The organism is Sphingobacterium sp. PCS056 (genome assembly GCF_023273895.1).
Lineage (GTDB): Bacteria > Bacteroidota > Bacteroidia > Sphingobacteriales > Sphingobacteriaceae > Sphingobacterium.
Genome location: NZ_CP096883.1, coordinates 853743 through 871268 on the forward strand (window position 1 = coordinate 853743; position 17526 = coordinate 871268).

Genomic DNA, 17526 nt, shown 5'->3' on the forward strand with positions numbered 1-17526 from the left:
TATTCTCAAAACTTTTAATAATCTTTTGAGATTGCCAGCTATGTAAAATAAATTTATTCGTTCGAGTTTTTTTTCTTTAAGACTCATTGCTGGTATACAATTACCGATTTTTCCTCCATCAAGAATTAATAAAAAAAGGAAATCTTATCCAAAAAAATCTATCCATAGCTTAGAATTCGCACCTCATCTATGGATAGATTGACGCTTCTAAAGCATGGCTAGAAAAAGTAGCTCATCTCTAAATCCCTGTCTCCAAAAAACAGTTTAAAAATGATGTAAAAACAGCTCGATTGAAGCCTTATTCATGTTGGAATAACATGAAGAACAACGGAATAAATGATTAACATCTGCTTGTTATTTTCTTGAGTTATCATAGAGCCTTAATACAGGGTTGCTATAGGGTTTCTATAGGTAAAGCACTAGAAAACCTCTATAATAACTGTATAATTTCTGTCTTATATCTTTAGGATAATAAAAGCTGGTATTAACTAGTCTACTATCAAATACCCTATACTTATGAAAGTGTGGTTCAGTCGTCAAACAAGGGCAAATATCAAGGCATAAAAAAAGAGCATAAAATTAGATTTTATGCTCTCTTTTTTATAGTGATGGTGCTTTCAAGCACCTGATTGAAACAGGTTGTCTTTAGGTTTAACCTGAAAGACTGCTTAACGCGCAATCATCTTAATTTCAAATAGTGTATTCCAAAGTTTTCCAGTCACAAATAAACGCTTTCCGACATGATCATAAGCAATACCGTTCAGCTCATTATCATACTGCGCATGTTGATAGATCCCAACTAAGTTGATTCGGCCTTCTACAACACCCGTTTCTGGGTTTATAATCGCGATAATATCCTTTTCATATACATTGGCATATACTTTACCATCAATATACTCCAGCTCATTTAACGCATTTACTTGACCATTTTCATCATATACATCAATAGAACTTAGTTCTTGTTGCGTATTGGCATCTAAAAAATAAAGCTTATTGGTACCGTCTGACTTGATTAATCGCTTTCCATCATAAGTGATTCCCCAGCCTTCTTTACTATTGGTATAAGGAAAAGTTTTCTCCAATTCAAAGGTTGATTTATTAAGAACGAAACCTTCCATATTCTGCCAGGTCAACATCACGATTTTATCTCCAACAATGGTCATCCCCTCTCCGAAATATTTTTCGGAATCAAAATCTTTTCGTTGCAGTACTTTACCCGTTTTCAGATCAACGCGTCTAATCGAAGTTTTTGTACCACCTCCACTACCAGTGGATTCATATAAAAATCCATTTTCGTATTGTAAACCTTGTGTAAAGGCTGTGGTGTCATGTGGAAATTTATTCACAACTTCAAAACTATATTCTTTAGGAGCTGGAGGCACGATGCTGATATAGGCACTAGCACTATCAATCTGTGTGCCCTGATAAACTTTTGCAGAAATACTGCGAGTACCTAAAGCCAGATGCTTACTATCTACCTGCACTGCTGCTGTATCTTTTCCAGAAGCAACAACTTGATTGTCTATGTAATAGACAACCGAATCCAGATCAGATGATGAAAATTTAAGTTGAAATTGAATCGGATCGCCTTGTTGGATGGATTTGCTTGCATCGGGCTGGGCAAACTCTAATTTACCGGACTTCTTCGTTTTACAAGCACTTAAGCTTAGGATTAAACCTAAAAGTATATATGTTGTTTTTTTCATATAAAATAACCTTTTATTCATTCCAGAACGCATCTTTGATATGTTCTAATTGTATATTTTCTTTATCTGTGATTAGAATCGAAATAATATCAAATCGAATCTCACCATTCACGTTATATTTCTTCAAATAATAATCAGCGGCTCTTGTCAGTTTACGCTTCTTATTCCAATCTACAAATTCAAATGGTTCTCCATATTCGATTTTACTGCGTGTCTTTACTTCTACAAAAACTAACGTATCCGAATCCTGGACAATCAAATCTACTTCTAAATTCTTACACCGCCAATTTCTTAACAAAATTTCACAACCTAGATCCTGCAGGAATTTTTCTGCATATGACTCTCCCAATTTTCCAAAATCAAGATGCTTTGCCATAGGTTACTTGACGACAATATTTCCAAGCAGTCCCCCTAACATCTTCTCTGCTTCCTTGAGTTTTTGGTATTTAAATATCAGCACTTCCACATTGGCATCATCTTTCTCCAATTTGAGTTCTTCGCGAATCTTGACCATCTCCCGTGAAATTTTACGTTTTTTGATCCGATAGATCGCAGTTACGACTAGTGTTTTTAGATGCTCATACTCTTGGGTGACGTAGATTTTACGTTTATCATCGTTCCAGTTCTCGCTTAAATTGTATTTTGATGCCACGCAATTAATAGCAAGTTCAGCAACTGCCGCATCGGGATTGGAATAAAACTGCTTTGCTTCTGGTATTTCAAACTTTTCGACCGCTTCTCGGTAAACATTTAAGATGTAAGCTGCCGCTTTATCTTCAAAGTTGACATCACTAATATTACTCAATAATACACCTGCCACCGGAATATCACCATCGCCTTCCCACGTCGCTAGATAATCCCCGTAATTGATGAGAATACGTATTATTTCACGCTCTTGAAGAATCTCCGAGGTAATCTGCTGTGTGGGCGTCTCAATCGCGAGGGCTGCCGCACCACCTCTTTCTTCTTCTGTCATGAAAAAATCAGCCGGTGGACCGTCCATCGGAGGAGCACCTACGCCCATAGATGCAGGAGTCTTCTTGCTGAAATCTTTATCCGCTTTTTTAGATTTGGAAATTCGGATCTTATTCAATTCAGAAAGCAAGATGCGCTCTTCGATATCCAACAGGTTACTACACTCCCGTATAAAAACTGAGACCTTTATTTCGTCAGGAATCAGGGCAATACTTTCTACCACATCTCGGATGACCTCTGCCCTTTTAATGGGATCATTATTGCTATCACGAAGTAAAATTCTTGTTTTAAAAAAGATAAAATCTTGCTGATTTTCTTTTATGTAAGCTTTAAATGCAGAAGATCCGAAATTCTTCACATACGAATCGGGGTCATTCCCGTCAGGGAAAAGCAAAATCTTAACATTTAAGCCTTCTTCCAGCAACATATCGGTACCGCGCAGTGATGCTTTTATCCCTGCTTCATCACCGTCATATAATATGGTTACATTTTTAGTAAAACGCGCAATAAGCCGAATTTGGGCTGTTGTCAAAGATGTTCCTGATGATGACACTACATTTTCAACTCCAGCTTGATGCGTAGATATAACATCGGCATAGCCTTCTACCAAATAGCAATTATCCTCCTCCATGATGGCTTTTTTGGCAAAGTTGAGCCCATATAGCACATCAGATTTATGGTAGATATCGCTTTCCGGAGAATTGACATATTTAGGAACCTTTTTGTCGGTTTTTAACGTCCGGCCACCAAATCCAATTACTCTTCCTGTTAAATTATGAATCGGGAACATGACACGACCGCGAAATCGATCATACAGACTCTTGTCGTCGCGCTCGATCGCCAATCCGATCTCTTTGAGGTAATCGGGATGAAAAACCGGCCTTCATGGCTGCATCTACAAATGCCGTCCAATTATCGGGAGAATATCCCAATTCAAATTTTTTGATGATATCCTCGCGGTATCCACGTTCCTTGAAGTAATGAAGTCCAATGACCTGTCCCATTTCCATGGTCCACATTTGGTCCTTAAAAAACTTACTGGCCCAACCACTCAATACGTACAGGCTCTCTCTTTTATCCTGAGCAGCCAATTGTGCCGGTGAACGCTCGACTTCTTCAACTTCAATGCTGTACTTGTTAGCAAGATATTTGATGCCTTCTGGATAAGAGAATTTTTCCAGTTCCATCACAAACTTTAGCGCATCTCCCCCCACACCACAGCCAAAGCACTTATAAATTCCTTTAGATACAGATACGTGGAAAGAAGGTGTTTTCTCATGATGAAAAGGGCAGTTACCAATAAGGGATGTACCACGCTTCTTCAAGTCTACAAAATCTCCTACAACCTCCTCTATACGAGCAGCATCCAGCACTTTATCTATTATCTCTTGTTTGATCAATTTCGTATCCTTTTATAAACAGTAAATTTAATAAATATATAAGCAATTACAACATGAACTTCATCTGCCGTCAAACTTAGCCACCAACAGAAATTTAAAGATATCAACTGTCGATATGCATCATGTATTAAGAAATGTCCTGAGATATCCTGTCTTCAAGTTGGAATACTTGTACAGTAACGGTCATTTAAATAAAAAAAAAGGAGAATTAATCATTCTCCCTTTTTTTATTCCATCCAAGATGTTAACTATTGGATGAATGAGAGTCCCAACCCTATGCTAGACCATGCAGTCAGCAAATCATGGAACTTTATTGGTGCCTGTAACACCTTTTAAAGAATAGAAGAAGAAAATGGAAAAGGATTACAGGACTTTTTATCTTTATTGAGACATCATCTGATAAATTTCGCTCATATATGTGGATTCAGATAACGCATCCGCAAAGTCATTCCATTCATTTTCGTTAAATACAAAAACAATCTCTGGACATGGAGTATCAATCAAAACCCGCATATCACCGTCAGGAAAACTAAAGTAATTACCTTTTACATTGCTTCTCATGGTGGCTGCGACAAAAGACTCAAACTGTAAATATCCTAAACTCAAGAGGAAAGAGTCTTGCCAAATATAAAATGTCTTACACTTCGTGCAATAACTGATATGGGATTTGCCTTTATGGCTAAGAACAACTGACTGACACATATGATTCGCTTAATATTAAAACATGATAATCTCTATATATATTTAGACTAATTATAAATAACAATCAAATGTAAAAATAAATTCTGAATCTGACGAATAAAAACAAAAAAAAGGAGCAAAATATTTTTGCTCCTTTTTTTTGTTTTTAATTGAATGTTAATTCAATCCTCTTTTTATTAATAAGTATTTTGGATCGGGATCAGCACCTCTAAATGTTTTATACATTTGTGCTGGATCTCCAGTATTTCCCTTTTCTAAAATATTACGACGGAATGAATCTGCAGTTGGCTGATCATACAGTGATTTTTCTTTAAAAGCTGCAAAAGCATCGGAGTCCAATACCTCAGACCAGATATAAGCATAGTAACCCGCTGAATAACCACTTGCAAAAATATGCTGGAAATAAGTGCTTCTATATCTTGGTATAATGGCATCGATTAAACCAATCTTCTTCATGGCTCCTTTTTCAAAATCATTGATATTACCCGTTATTGGCGAAGTCGCAGCATGGTAGTTCATATCCAATAAGGAAGCCGCTAAATATTCCACTGTTGCAAACCCTTGATCAAAAGTTCCCGCTTTTTCCATTTTCGCAATTAGAGAATCTGGAATTGCTTCTTTTGTTTTATAATGCTTTGCATACTCTTTTAATACTTGTGGATCTGCTGCCCAATTTTCCATCACCTGAGAAGGCAACTCTACAAAATCTCTTGACACGGAAGTACCGGCTAAGCTTCTGTATTTTACATTTGATAATAATCCATGTAAGGCATGTCCAAACTCGTGGAATAAGGTAGTTGCTTCGTCAAAAGTTAATAATGCCGGTTCATCACCTACAGGTTTTGTAAAATTACAAACGATCGAGATTACTGGAGCATTGCGTTTACCTTCAGTTTTACTCTGGCTACGGAATGATGTCATCCAGGCACCGCTTCTTTTAGATTCACGAGGAAAAAAATCAGCATATAAAAGACCTAGATGTGATCCATCTTTGTCTTTTACTTCGTAGACTTCCACATCCTTTTGATAAACAGGAACATTATTAAGAGCAACGAATGTCAAACCATATAGTTTGTTTGCTACAGCAAATGCGCCTTCTCTCACAGTAGGTAAACTAAAGTAAGGTTTGATCTCCTCTTCGTTTAAAGCGAATCTTTTCTGACGAATAATCTCGGTATAGTATCTCCAATCATATGGTGCAACTTCAAAATTTCCGCCTTCTTCTTTTATTTCCTTATCGATATCTGCGGCTTCACCTTTTGCTTTAGTGAGCGCCGGTTCCCACAATTTATTTAACAAGGCATATACATTAGCTGGATTTTGAGCCATCGATTCTTCTAACACGAATGCTGCATGAGATGGATAACCTAATAATTTTGCTTTGGATAATCTCAGGTTCGCCATCTTGCGCAAGATCTCCTTATTATCAGTGGCATCATCATGATTGCCTTGTGTTTGGTATGCTTCCCAGATCTGTTTTCTTAATTCTCTATTTTTAGCATATTGCAAGAATGGCATGATAGAAGGATTTTGTAGTGTAAAAACCCATTTTCCTTCTTTACCTTTTATTTTAGCCTCGTCGGCAGCAGCAGATTTCAAAGCCTCTGGTAATCCTTCCAATTGTGAAGCACTATCCACAACCAATTCGAATGCTTTTGATTCGGTCATCAAATTTTGTCCAAACTGTACGGTTAATGAGGATAATTCTGAATTGATTTTTTTCAATTTTTCTTTATCCGCATCTTTCAAATTTGCGCCTGAACGGACAAATGATTTATAGGTTTCTTCCAACAATTTATTGTCTTCAACATCTAATCCTAAAGTTGCTTTTTTAGACCAGACAGCCTTGACTCTATCAAATAATTTAGCATTTAAGGAGATTTCATCCTGATGCGCAGACAATACAGGAGCTAGCTCTTTAGCAATTGCCTTCAGGCTATCGTTACTATTGGCTGAGTTTAAATTAGAAAAAACCGAAGATACATTTGTCAACAGTTTACCCGCATTTTCTAACGCCAAAATGGTATTGTTAAAAGATGGATCTTCAGTATTATTAATAATTGTATCGATTTCTAAATTATGAACCTTAAGTGCTTCTTCAAAAGCTGGTTTGAAATGTTCGTCTTTAATTTTATCAAATGGAGGAACATTAAATGGAGTATCATAGGTCAATAATAGCGGATTGTCTGTCATTTGTTTCTTTTGTTCGCAACCAACAAAGGCTGTTGCCAAAATTAAAAAAAATGGCAAAAGTCGTTTTTTCTTCATTATTTATTTTTTTATTCTCGCAATAATTTGGGCAAAGTTACAAATATTTGATTAAGTAATACTTTTTAAAAAGATCAAAATAAGAATTGTATATTTATCACAATATTGTAATAACCAGAAAAGTAATGAAACAATTATTTATTTTTATTGTCCCTTTACCAATAAATCTTCTTTAATGAATCGTATCAATCATTTTTTCTTGTACTGTGCAGGTGTACATGAAGAGACCTTAAAAAAATATCCGCAAGAACACAATAAGTATGTCGCGATAGGTGCTACCATTTTCTTTACGGGTCTATTTGCTGCAATGTCAGGTGGATATGCCATGTATTTTGTTTTCAGCGGAACTTATCTGGATTGGCTATTAGCCATTGTTTTTGGAATCATCTGGGGATTGATGATTTTCAACATGGACCGCTATATTGTTCTGAGTATCAATAAATCAAAGACTGGAGGATTTCAATTCTTACAGGCTTTCCCTCGTATTCTTTTAGCTATATTAATCGGTATCGTGATCTCAAGACCACTGGAGCTGAAGATCTTTGATAAGGAAATTAGAGAAAATCTAAAAACAACTTACATCGCCAATGAACGTGCGAAAACGGATAGTTTGAATATCATTTTTAATAAAAAATATGCGTTTGAACTGAATCAATTGAAAGCATTGACGACTGAAAGGGATTCCTTAGATGCAAATATTAAAGCTGATCGTCAAAAACTCAACTATGAAATTTTTGGAAATAAAACCACGGAAACTTCGGGTGTGGTCGGATACGGTCCTTATGCTAAGCGTAAAGAACTGGAACTCGAAAGATCGAGCGTGTATCTAGATAGCTTAAGGAGTAAAGTTAGCGTCAAAGAAAGTGTTATCCGGGATAAACAAAAAGTAGAAGGAATTTTGAACCAGAAGGGACTTTCAAATGCCAGTTTGGACAGTGCTGTTAATTTAGCAGGTTTTGCTGACCGAAACTCGGCGCTAGGTAATCTTAAAATAAAGGCAAATGGCAAGGTAGACCAGGCGACAGAAAACGCGGTGAACTTTATCGGTTTACTTTTTATTTTCTTAGAATGTTTACCCGTATTTGTGAAGCTTCTTTCAGGAAGAGATGCTTATGATCGAGCGATCCGCAATCAACGTATTATTGATGAATATGAAGCAGATGCTTCCATCGATACGGAGAAAGCAGCGATCGATCATTTGAAAGATGCTGCTATTGATATTTCGATCAATAAAAGGCTTAAAAAAATGAATGAAGGCATAGAAGAGGAGGTTTAATCCTCTTCTTCTATTTCTTCGTCTAAATATTTGGAATCGATTTGCTTATTTGCTTTGGCTCCTAACTTTTTCAAATTCTCCACTCGTCTGATCACATTTCCGGCACCAAAAGATAATTTTTTAGAGGCATCTTCATGACTTTTGAGAGCGCGTTGCAATTGAAGTTGTACTTGATCCATGTCGGTAAGGAAACCGTGAAATTTATCGTATAGTGCTCCTGCTTCTTTAGCGATTTCAATCACATTACGAGTCTGACGCTCTTGCTTCCAGATACTAGCAATCGTGCGTAAAGTTGCCAACAGCGTCGAGGGACTGACGATCACGACTTTCCTGTCCCAAGCATCACTAAAAAGATCTGGTTTTTCAGATACCGACATACTCAATGCTGATTCTATAGGCATAAAAAGTAATACGAAGTCTGGAGATTCAATACCATATAGTTCATGATAATTTTTTGCCGACAGATCTTTAACATGATTTTCTACTGATAATATATGTTGTCTTGCAAAAGCAGCACGTTCGATATCATCTTCGGCATTTACCCATCGCTCATAGGCTACTAGAGAAACTTTTGAATCGACAATCAAATGTTTATTTTCAGGTAGATCAATAATGGCATCGGGTTGCAGACGTCTTCCGTCCATATCGGTAATGGATGCCTGCAGTCTAAACTCACGATCTTTTACTAATCCTGAACGTTCTAACACGCGCTCTAATATGACCTCTCCCCAATTCCCCTGTTTCTTCGCGTCTCCTTTTAGCGCGCGTGTCAAATTGGTTGCTTCATCTTTGATCCGTAGACTTTGCTCCATCAATTGCTGGACAACACCTTTCAAAGAATTTCTTTCTGCGGCTTCCTGCGAATAGGTCTTATCTACTTTCTCTTCAAAAAGTTTGATTTTTTCCTTCAACGGATCCAAGATCAATCCTATCGACTTGGAGTTGGTTTCTGTAAAGCGAAGCGTTTTTTCTTCTAAAATCTTATTTGCTATGACCTGAAACTCGGCATTAAACTGACTCTTAATAGCTGCGATTTCAACTTTCTGCTCTTGAAATTTATCTTGTTGCGCTTCATAGAATGAACGTGTGCTTTCCAAAGATCGTTCAGCAATTAAAACATGCTCACGCTCTTTTTCCAATTCATCGCGCAACATCGCCCGCTCTTGCAATAAGCTCTGTTCGCGTTGCTGGGCTTTTGCCAGCTCTATGGCCATTGATTCCTTCTCCTGTCTCCACTGGCTATCATCTTGCTGTGAATCCTTCTTTTTCAAGGAAATTACAATTAGAACAACTAATAAAATGATAACGATTATAATATACACTGTTTCCATAAATTCGCTTAAATAAATAAAAAATGGTCCTTTTCAGACCATTGAGACTATTGTAGTTTTTGATGGGTTCGCCACCAAAGATCGGGCATTTCACCTGTGACAGCCATTTGGTAATCTTCATAACGACATGGCACGAGATGATAGCGTTCGTTTACAGATCGGGATCCAAAATAAGGAACTTGCATCCACCATCGATCTGATTTTTTACTTTTTACAAATACCAATTCATGGTCTTCATTTTCTAGGGTCGTCCTATAAATGATATAAGATGACTTTGGCAATAAGGGTGTATCTTGTTTACGGTTATAAAAGCCATCTATAAAACACCAGATCATTTGTGACACTAACATCGCTGTTTGTTGCATCGGATCATATGAGGGATTGAATTCATAAAACCCGATCGACGAACATTTGTCTGACATGCCTGCATAGCGCGCGATTTGACAAGCTTCATCTCCAAATAGGCCATTGGGCATCGCATTGGCATTGCCACATGCTTCGGATGCGCGAATAGCTCCAATATCAAAACTAACCATATCAGCGGCGCGTATCAACGGTTCGGACTGATCCATCCGACCTGCAATGGCTCCAACGCGTGTTGCATTGAAAAATAACTTATCATACATATTGAGCGACTCTTTGCTGACTAGATAAGTCTGGAAAGCGATATTACTCAAGTTGAACAGATAATCGGGCTCATGAAGAATAATGTGGTTTAGATACGATCTCGAATCTAAGGCTACATGTTCACTACTTTCCTGGTTGAGATCAAATCGGGCATCCACCACTGCAACTTCAACTTTTTGTCCCAGCTGTTGATATCCTAAATATTGTGCATAGGTCAGGTCTTGACCACCTCCAATAATAATTGGCAAAATATTTTCGCTCAACAATTCCTCTACCACAGCTCGCAATGCGGCATAGGTATCTGTCAACGTAGCCCCCGCTTTTATATTACCCAAGTCTACCGCATGAATCGCATAATCTCCTTGATAAAGCTGATAGAGGTGTTTGCGGATTGCGTCTGGAGACTTTGCACATCCTTGGTTATTTACTGATGCACGATCTTCCTCTACACCGATAATGGCCAGTTGCGGTTTATCATCTTTATCCCACGTCGGAAATTGATCTTTATAAAAACGCAAAACATGACCGAGCTGCGAACGAAAGAAGCCTTCTTCTGGAAAGAGCTCTTGAGCAACAATGTGTGTAAAAAAAACGGATAATGACATATGATGAATTTGTATTGATGGTAATCAAAAGTTAAAACCTTGCCTTAGACAAATATCCATTTATTAACTTACTTTTGAAAACATTATTTTTAACGTTATCTTTATCATGTGATATTAATAACAGGAGGAACCGGATTCTTAGGGGCGACATTGATCAAGCAATTGATCGATTTGGGAATTGACGTAATAGCGACTAAACGCTCAACCTCTAGCATTCCACAACAGCTATTATCTTCGTCTTTAATCCAATGGATCGATGCCGACATATGTAACTATTTTGATTTGGAAGAAGCTTTTCCAAATATTACAGAGGTGTACCATTGCGCGGCTGTAGTATCGTATCAAAAGCAGGATGCTGCTTATATGAAAAAGGTGAATATTGAAGGTACTGCTCATATTGTTAATCTATGTTTGGAACATGGCGCCAGATTAGTTCACGTAAGTTCGGTCGCGGCATTGGGATCAAGCAAAAATCAGGCACCTGTCGATGAGAAGGATTATTGGGAATATGAACCTACGATGTCCAATTATGCTATTTCTAAATATGAAGGTGAGATGCAGGTGTGGAGAGGGATAGCAGAGGGGCTGGATGCTGTTATCGTCAATCCGTCTGTCATATTAGGAGCGGCGTCCGGAAGTAAGGGTTCTGGGGCTATCTTTTCGCTGATAAATAAAGGGCTAAAATATTATCCGACAGGTACTGTCGGGGTAGTGGATGTCGAGGATGTAGCGACTATTATGCGTCATTTAATGGCTGATAAGAATCTTTCGGGTGAACGATTTGTGATTAACAATGTGAACTTAAGCAATAAGGCATTACTGGATAGGGCAAGTGTGCTTATGGGAAAAACACCTCCTAAAATAGCAGTACCTCCAGTTGTACTTACTATTGCGGCTACTCTTGCAACACTGGTAGCGTCTATAAAAAATGAAAAATCGACGCTGACTAAAGACAGCGCAAGGGCTTCGAGTGAAAAGCTAGCTTATTCTGCGGCTAAATTGCAGCAGGTATTGCCTTTTACATACAAGCCTTTGGATATAACTTTAAAAGAAATCGCGACACGTTATAGTCAACAATAAACAATCTAAACCCTAAACAAACTAAACCGTGAAAAATTATTACATCATTGATTTTGACAGCACCTTTACGCAGGTAGAGGCTTTGGATGAATTGGCCAAGATTTCACTTGAACACCACCCAGATCGCGAACAGATATATCTGGAAATTGAGCGATATACAAATCTGGCTATGGAAGGAAAACTTTCTTTTCGTGAGGCTCTTTCTGGACGTGTTAAATTGCTTCAGGCAAATAGAAGTCACTTGGACAAACTGATCATACATCTTAAAAAGAAGGTCTCTACTTCTTTTTCTAGAAACAGAGAGTTCTTCAAAAAAAATGCGGATACTGCCTGGATTGTATCTGGTGGATTTAAAGAATTCATTACTCCTGTAGTGGTTCCTTACAATATCAAAATAGAAAATATTTATGCCAATACTTTCCGCTTTGATGAGCATGATAATATCATCGGCTTTGATGAGTCTAATCCACTATCGGATGAGGGTGGTAAAGTAAAGTTGCTGCAAGAACTTAAAATAGATGGAACCATCTACGGTATTGGGGATGGATATTCTGATTTTCAATTAAAAGAATCTGGTCTTATCCAGAAATTCTTTGCATTTACTGAAAATATTTCCCGAAAAACAGTTACTGAAAGGGCTGATTTTATCACACCAAGTTTTGATGAATTTCTATATGTCAACAATCTGCCCCGTGCAATCTCTTATCCCAAAAATCGTATTTTATGTCTGATCGTTGGCGATGTTCCTGAGATAGCAGCTCATATTTTAAAACGGGATGGTTTCTCTATTCGTACCAAAGATACGTTTGAAGAAAAATATACAAAAGACGTCGGGATGCTCCTGCTGGGGAAAGATATCTCTGTATCGGAGGAGCAGTTGTCTCGCGCAGATAAGTTGAAGACAATTGGTGTCTTGGGCGATGCTAAAAATCATCTTAATAAAGAGGTGTGCAATGCAAAAGGTATTGTTGTTTTTGATGATAAAAAGGGCAAAAAGAGAAATGCGGAATATATCCCTAGAAGGATGGCCGATTTTATTAATAATGGGGATACTTATATGAGCCGTAACTTTCCGAATTTGCTGCTCCCTAAAGTAAAAGATGTCACAAGATTACTTCATATTCATAAGAATGTTCCGGGTATCATGGCTCAGATCAATCAGGTATATGCACAAAATGATATCAACATCATTTCTCAGTTTTTAATGACTAAGTCGGACATCGGTTATGCGGTTACGGATATCAAAGGCGAGTATGACCGGGATTTAATTAAGCAACTTAAAAAGGTTCAGAATACCATTAAATTTAGGATTTTATATTAAAAAAGTAAGAGGTTTTAAGGCGGTTACCGACGATCAACCGGATAGCTCTTTTCATCATCTTCTTTATCATGATCTACCAAAGGGGTCTTTCTGTCATAGGAAAGACCTTTTTTTAATAACGATATACTGCTGTTGGTGTCACGCAAATATCCAGTGGGATATCATGTATATCCACATCTTCGATCCCTGCTATCGGTTCAAAAAAAGATAGACCAACCTTTTGGACATCTGGCTTACATAGAGCCAAAAATCGGTCATAATATCCCTTTCCATAGCCTACCCGATGACCAAATTGATCTGAAATCAATAATGGAACTAACACAAGATCAATGTTTTTTTCATCTATATGAACACCGTCAACAGGCTCTGGTATCCCCCACTTATTAGGTAATAATACGGCGTCGTTATAGCGATAATGGGTCATGCTATTTGATCGCATGTCCGATTTGGATATGACAATCTGTATGTGGGGATGAGTTTCTTTCAGATAATCGATCAATAAGAAGGTATTGGGTTCGTGAAATTTCAATATGGGTAAAAAGACATGACAAAATTTCACTTTATTCCATTCCAGACTTTTTAATTGCTGGAGTAAACATAGATTTAGCTCTAACTCCTTGTCTGGAGGCAGCTGTGTTCTCAAATGCTTATAATATGCTCTCAGTTCAGTCTTAGTCATACTAATAAAAAAAACGGCCTTGTAGCTGGGTGCTAACAAGACCGAATAATCAACCTAAACCTAAATCTTTATATTATTTAACACGCTCGATGTAATCACCGGTTTGCGTATCAATTTTTACTTTATCTCCTTGATTGATAAAAAGAGGTACTTTCACTTCAACTCCAGTTTCTACTGTTGCATTTTTCAATGCATTTGTCGAAGTATCTCCTTTTACTGCAGGCTCCGTATATGTAATTTCTAATTCCACACTCTTTGGAGCATGTGCCATAATCGCCTCATCACTTTCAAATGCGACAATCACGTTCATACCTTCTTTCAAGAATCGTGCCGAATTTCCGAATAGAAATTTAGGAATATTGAACTGCTCATAGGTAGAATTATCCATCACTACGAAAAACTCATCCTCTTCATACAAATATTGATAATCGTTTGTTTCAACACGAGCAATTTCAACACTTTCGTCAACTCTAAAACGGTATTCTACTAATTTACCAGTTTTCACATTACGCATTCTTGCTTGATAGAAAGCACGTAAATTACCTGGTGTACGATGTATATATTCCTCAACAGCTACTAATTCACCGTTGAATCTTAAAACATTTCCTGACTTAACGTCTGATGCTTTTGCCATGATTTAAACTTTTATAATTATTTTCTGAGTTACAAAACTACACAATCTAATCTTTTTATAAAAATCTAATAATTATCAGCTTTTATAATCCGATATGGACAATGTTTGATCACAAAAAAGATATTCTTTCTCTTGGTTTGAACAGATGATAAACAATCTATCGCTATGCTTAGTCTTATCGACCAGTGCCAGATACCACTCCTCTCCTGCACGATCTAGATTACTGGTTGGCTCATCCAACAAAACTATTGTGGAGTCGCTACAGCAAGCTAAAGCCAATTTGACGCGTTGCTTCATTCCAGATGAAAAGTATTTGAGCTCTTTATCTATTGCTTTTTCAAGTCCTAATAATTGAACGACCTCAAGCTCACTATATCCCGCTAGGTACTTTTTAAATTTAAAATGAAATTGTATCTGCTCACGCAGCGTAAATTCCTCTATTAATTCGACATATGGAGTAGCAAGAGATAGGTATTGAAATATTTCTTCTGCTTCAACTGTTTTATTATTCCATTCAAAGGAAATATTTCCCGCAGAAGGTGTTAAACTTCCCGAGAGTACTTTTAACAGTGTTGACTTACCTGAACCATTGGGTCCAAGTATGGCGTATGATCGGCCAGATTCAAATGCATAATTGATATGCTTAAAAATCCATTCGCGATTATATCGTCTACCTACATCTGTTAAAATAATCTTCAAAATACCTGCAATTAAACAGCTCTTTGATTGAATCCCTTGATGACACCACGATTAGAGTTGCGTATAAAACCTAAGATTTCATCACGAATTTCTGTTGCCTGAAATTCTGCTTCAATGATCGCTGCTGCTTTTGTTAAATTTCTATTTTGAACAAATAATACACGATAAATATTTTGTATTTCCGCTATTTGTTCTTCTGTAAAACCTCTTCTTCTTAAACCTACTGAATTAATTCCAGCATAAGAAATAGGTTCACGTGCAGCTTTGATAAATGGAGGTACGTCTTTTCTTACTAATGTACCACCTGTCACAAAAGCATGCGAACCAATGGTACAGAATTGATGCACAGCTACCATTCCTGCCAAGACCACATAATCGCCGACAGTAATATGTCCAGCTAATGTACTGCTATTGGAAAATATACAATAATCACCTATTATACAATCGTGTGCGATATGGCTATATGCCTGAATTAAGCAATTTTTACCGATTACGGTACGGAATCTATCCTTTGTACCTCTATTGATAGTAACGCATTCACGAATTGTCGTATTATCTCCAATTTCAGCAGTGGTAATTTCTCCATCAAACTTCAAATCTTGAGGTTCACCTGAAATTACTGCTCCTGGATAAATTTTACAATTTTTCCCAATACGTGCCCCATCCATAATTGTCACATTGGAACCGATCCACGTTCCCTCTCCAATCACTACATCCTTATGGATCGTAGCAAATGGTTCTACAACAACATTTTGAGCAATTTTTGCTTCTGGATGTATATAAGCTAACGGCTGTATCATCTCTACTATTATTTTACTTTCACGATCTGAGCCATTAACTCAGCCTCGCAAACAACTTTTTCACCTACCATAGCAACACCCTTCATTTTTGCAATGCCTCTACGGATAGGTTCCGTCAAATCACATCTAAAAATAATCGTATCACCTGGACTTACTTGCACTTTAAAGCGTGCATTTTCTATTTTCAAGAATAATGTCAACCAATTTTCAGGATCCGGAACTGTACTTAATACTAAAATACCTCCAGTCTGTGCCATAGCTTCAATCTGCAATACACCCGGAAAAATTGGCGCACCAGGAAAATGTCCCATGAATAAATCTTCATTCATTGTCACATTTTTCAAGCCCACTACATGATTTTCTGTTAATTCTAAAATTTTATCAACCATTAACATGGGTTGACGATGAGGCAAAATCTTCATAATCTGAACCGTGTCATACACCGGTGTCATATTGGGATCATATACCTTTATCTTTTTTGTATTTTTATCCTTGCGGATTTGTTCTTTAATTTTCTTTGCAAAGGCCACATTGGCAGCATGTCCTGGTCTTGCAGCCATGACATGTCCTTTCAATGGTCTACCTACTAACGCTAAGTCACCTACCATATCCAATAACTTGTGACGTGCAGGTTCATTTTGATGACGCAACTGAATATTGCTCAAGATACCTTCTTTTGCGACAGTAACATCATCACGATTGAATAAATGTGATAATTTCTTTAATTCTTCAGGAGAAGTCTCTTTATCTACGATCACAATCGCATTACTCAAATCGCCGCCTTTAATCAAGCCATTGTCCACCAACATTTCTAATTCATGTAAAAAACAGAATGTTCTTGAGGAGGATATTTCTTTAGAAAAGTCTTCAATTTTATTAATCGCAGCATGCTGACTTCCTAAGACCGGAGAATTAAAATCAATCATACATGTTAAGCGATAACCATCAAGGGGCATAGCGATGATTTCAACTTTGCGATCGGCTTCTATATGATGAATACTATTGGTGATTTCATAATAATCACGATCAGCGTCCAACTCTTCGAAACCTGCTTCTTCAAATTTTTTAATAAAAATTGCTGAGCTGCCATCTAGAATAGGTACTTCAGGTCCATCTATTTCGATTAATACGTTGTCAATCTGTAAACCTACTAAAGCTGCCATTAAATGTTCAATGGTACTTACACTTGCACCATGCTGTGAAATGGTTGTACCTCTTGATGTATCTGTCACGTTATCTGCATCAACCAGTACTTCAGGCTGACCATCTAAATCAATTCTTTTAAACTTATACCAATGATTTTCAGGAGCTGGTTTTATCGTCATCGAAACAGTTTTACCTGTATGTAAACCCACTCCGGATATAACCACATCTTGCTTGATGGTTCTTTGTTTTACATTCATTTCTACCATATATTTAATCA

The 17526-nt window shown here is 37.3% G+C and carries 14 protein-coding genes and 1 pseudogene; 3 read left to right on the top strand and 12 right to left on the bottom strand.

Annotation, left to right across the window (positions count from 1 at the left end):
• Positions 1-668: 668 nt before the first annotated feature.
• From MUB18_RS03610 to MUB18_RS03630, 5 genes and pseudogenes are all read right to left on the bottom strand, one after another.
• Positions 669-1706 (bottom strand): glutaminyl-peptide cyclotransferase, encoded by a 1038-nt coding sequence (locus tag MUB18_RS03610; protein ID WP_248754982.1) that lies wholly within the window; start codon positions 1704-1706, stop codon positions 669-671.
• Between the two features lie 13 nt (positions 1707-1719).
• Positions 1720-2082, bottom strand: a complete 363-nt coding sequence (locus tag MUB18_RS03615; protein ID WP_045754464.1) for a YraN family protein — start codon at positions 2080-2082, stop codon at positions 1720-1722.
• 3 nt (positions 2083-2085) lie between these two features.
• Positions 2086-4081, bottom strand: a pseudogene (gene dnaG / locus MUB18_RS03620) (DNA primase).
• 381 nt (positions 4082-4462) lie between these two features.
• Positions 4463-4687 (bottom strand): hypothetical protein, encoded by a 225-nt coding sequence (locus MUB18_RS03625; RefSeq protein ID WP_248754983.1) that lies wholly within the window; start codon positions 4685-4687, stop codon positions 4463-4465.
• A gap of 252 nt (positions 4688-4939) precedes the next feature.
• On the bottom strand, positions 4940-7051 hold the full coding sequence (locus tag MUB18_RS03630) for a M3 family metallopeptidase (protein WP_248754984.1): 2112 nt from the start codon (positions 7049-7051) through the stop codon (positions 4940-4942).
• Between the two features lie 175 nt (positions 7052-7226).
• Between MUB18_RS03630 and MUB18_RS03635 the strand changes: the two genes are divergently transcribed.
• Positions 7227-8327 carry a DUF4407 domain-containing protein gene (locus MUB18_RS03635; protein ID WP_045752612.1) on the top strand — a complete coding sequence of 367 codons (1101 nt, stop codon included), beginning with the start codon at positions 7227-7229 and terminating at the stop codon, positions 8325-8327.
• Here MUB18_RS03635 and MUB18_RS03640 read toward each other — a convergent pair.
• Complete coding sequence (locus tag MUB18_RS03640) at positions 8324-9598, bottom strand: DNA recombination protein RmuC (RefSeq protein WP_248754985.1); 1275 nt, start codon at positions 9596-9598, stop codon at positions 8324-8326. The genes MUB18_RS03635 and MUB18_RS03640 overlap by 4 nt on opposite strands.
• A gap of 107 nt (positions 9599-9705) precedes the next feature.
• A complete protein-coding gene (locus MUB18_RS03645) occupies positions 9706-10890 on the bottom strand; it encodes a formimidoylglutamase (RefSeq protein ID WP_248754986.1) in 1185 nt (394 codons plus the stop codon).
• Positions 10891-10998: 108 nt separating this feature from the next.
• Here MUB18_RS03645 and MUB18_RS03650 point away from each other — a divergent pair, with 108 nt between their 5' ends.
• Positions 10999-11970 carry an NAD-dependent epimerase/dehydratase family protein gene (locus MUB18_RS03650; RefSeq protein ID WP_248754987.1) on the top strand — a complete coding sequence of 324 codons (972 nt, stop codon included), beginning with the start codon at positions 10999-11001 and terminating at the stop codon, positions 11968-11970.
• A gap of 28 nt (positions 11971-11998) precedes the next feature.
• Positions 11999-13291, top strand: a complete 1293-nt coding sequence (locus MUB18_RS03655; protein ID WP_045752616.1) for an HAD-IB family phosphatase — start codon at positions 11999-12001, stop codon at positions 13289-13291.
• 112 nt (positions 13292-13403) lie between these two features.
• Here MUB18_RS03655 and MUB18_RS03660 read toward each other — a convergent pair whose 3' ends face one another.
• The 5 genes from MUB18_RS03660 to MUB18_RS03680 form a co-directional block, all read right to left on the bottom strand.
• Positions 13404-13970: a 5-formyltetrahydrofolate cyclo-ligase gene (locus MUB18_RS03660; RefSeq protein ID WP_248754988.1), complete on the bottom strand. Its 567-nt coding sequence runs from the start codon at positions 13968-13970 to the stop codon at positions 13404-13406.
• A 73-nt stretch (positions 13971-14043) separates the two neighbouring features.
• Positions 14044-14604 (bottom strand): elongation factor P, encoded by a 561-nt coding sequence (gene efp / locus MUB18_RS03665; RefSeq protein ID WP_094771921.1) that lies wholly within the window; start codon positions 14602-14604, stop codon positions 14044-14046.
• Positions 14605-14679: 75 nt separating this feature from the next.
• Positions 14680-15303, bottom strand: coding sequence for an ATP-binding cassette domain-containing protein (locus MUB18_RS03670; RefSeq protein WP_045752619.1), 624 nt, complete (start codon positions 15301-15303; stop codon positions 14680-14682).
• 11 nt (positions 15304-15314) lie between these two features.
• A complete protein-coding gene (lpxA, locus tag MUB18_RS03675) occupies positions 15315-16103 on the bottom strand; it encodes an acyl-ACP--UDP-N-acetylglucosamine O-acyltransferase (protein WP_045752620.1) in 789 nt (262 codons plus the stop codon).
• Between the two features lie 8 nt (positions 16104-16111).
• Positions 16112-17506, bottom strand: coding sequence for a bifunctional UDP-3-O-[3-hydroxymyristoyl] N-acetylglucosamine deacetylase/3-hydroxyacyl-ACP dehydratase (locus tag MUB18_RS03680; RefSeq protein ID WP_248754989.1), 1395 nt, complete (start codon positions 17504-17506; stop codon positions 16112-16114).
• Positions 17507-17526 lie beyond the last annotated feature (20 nt).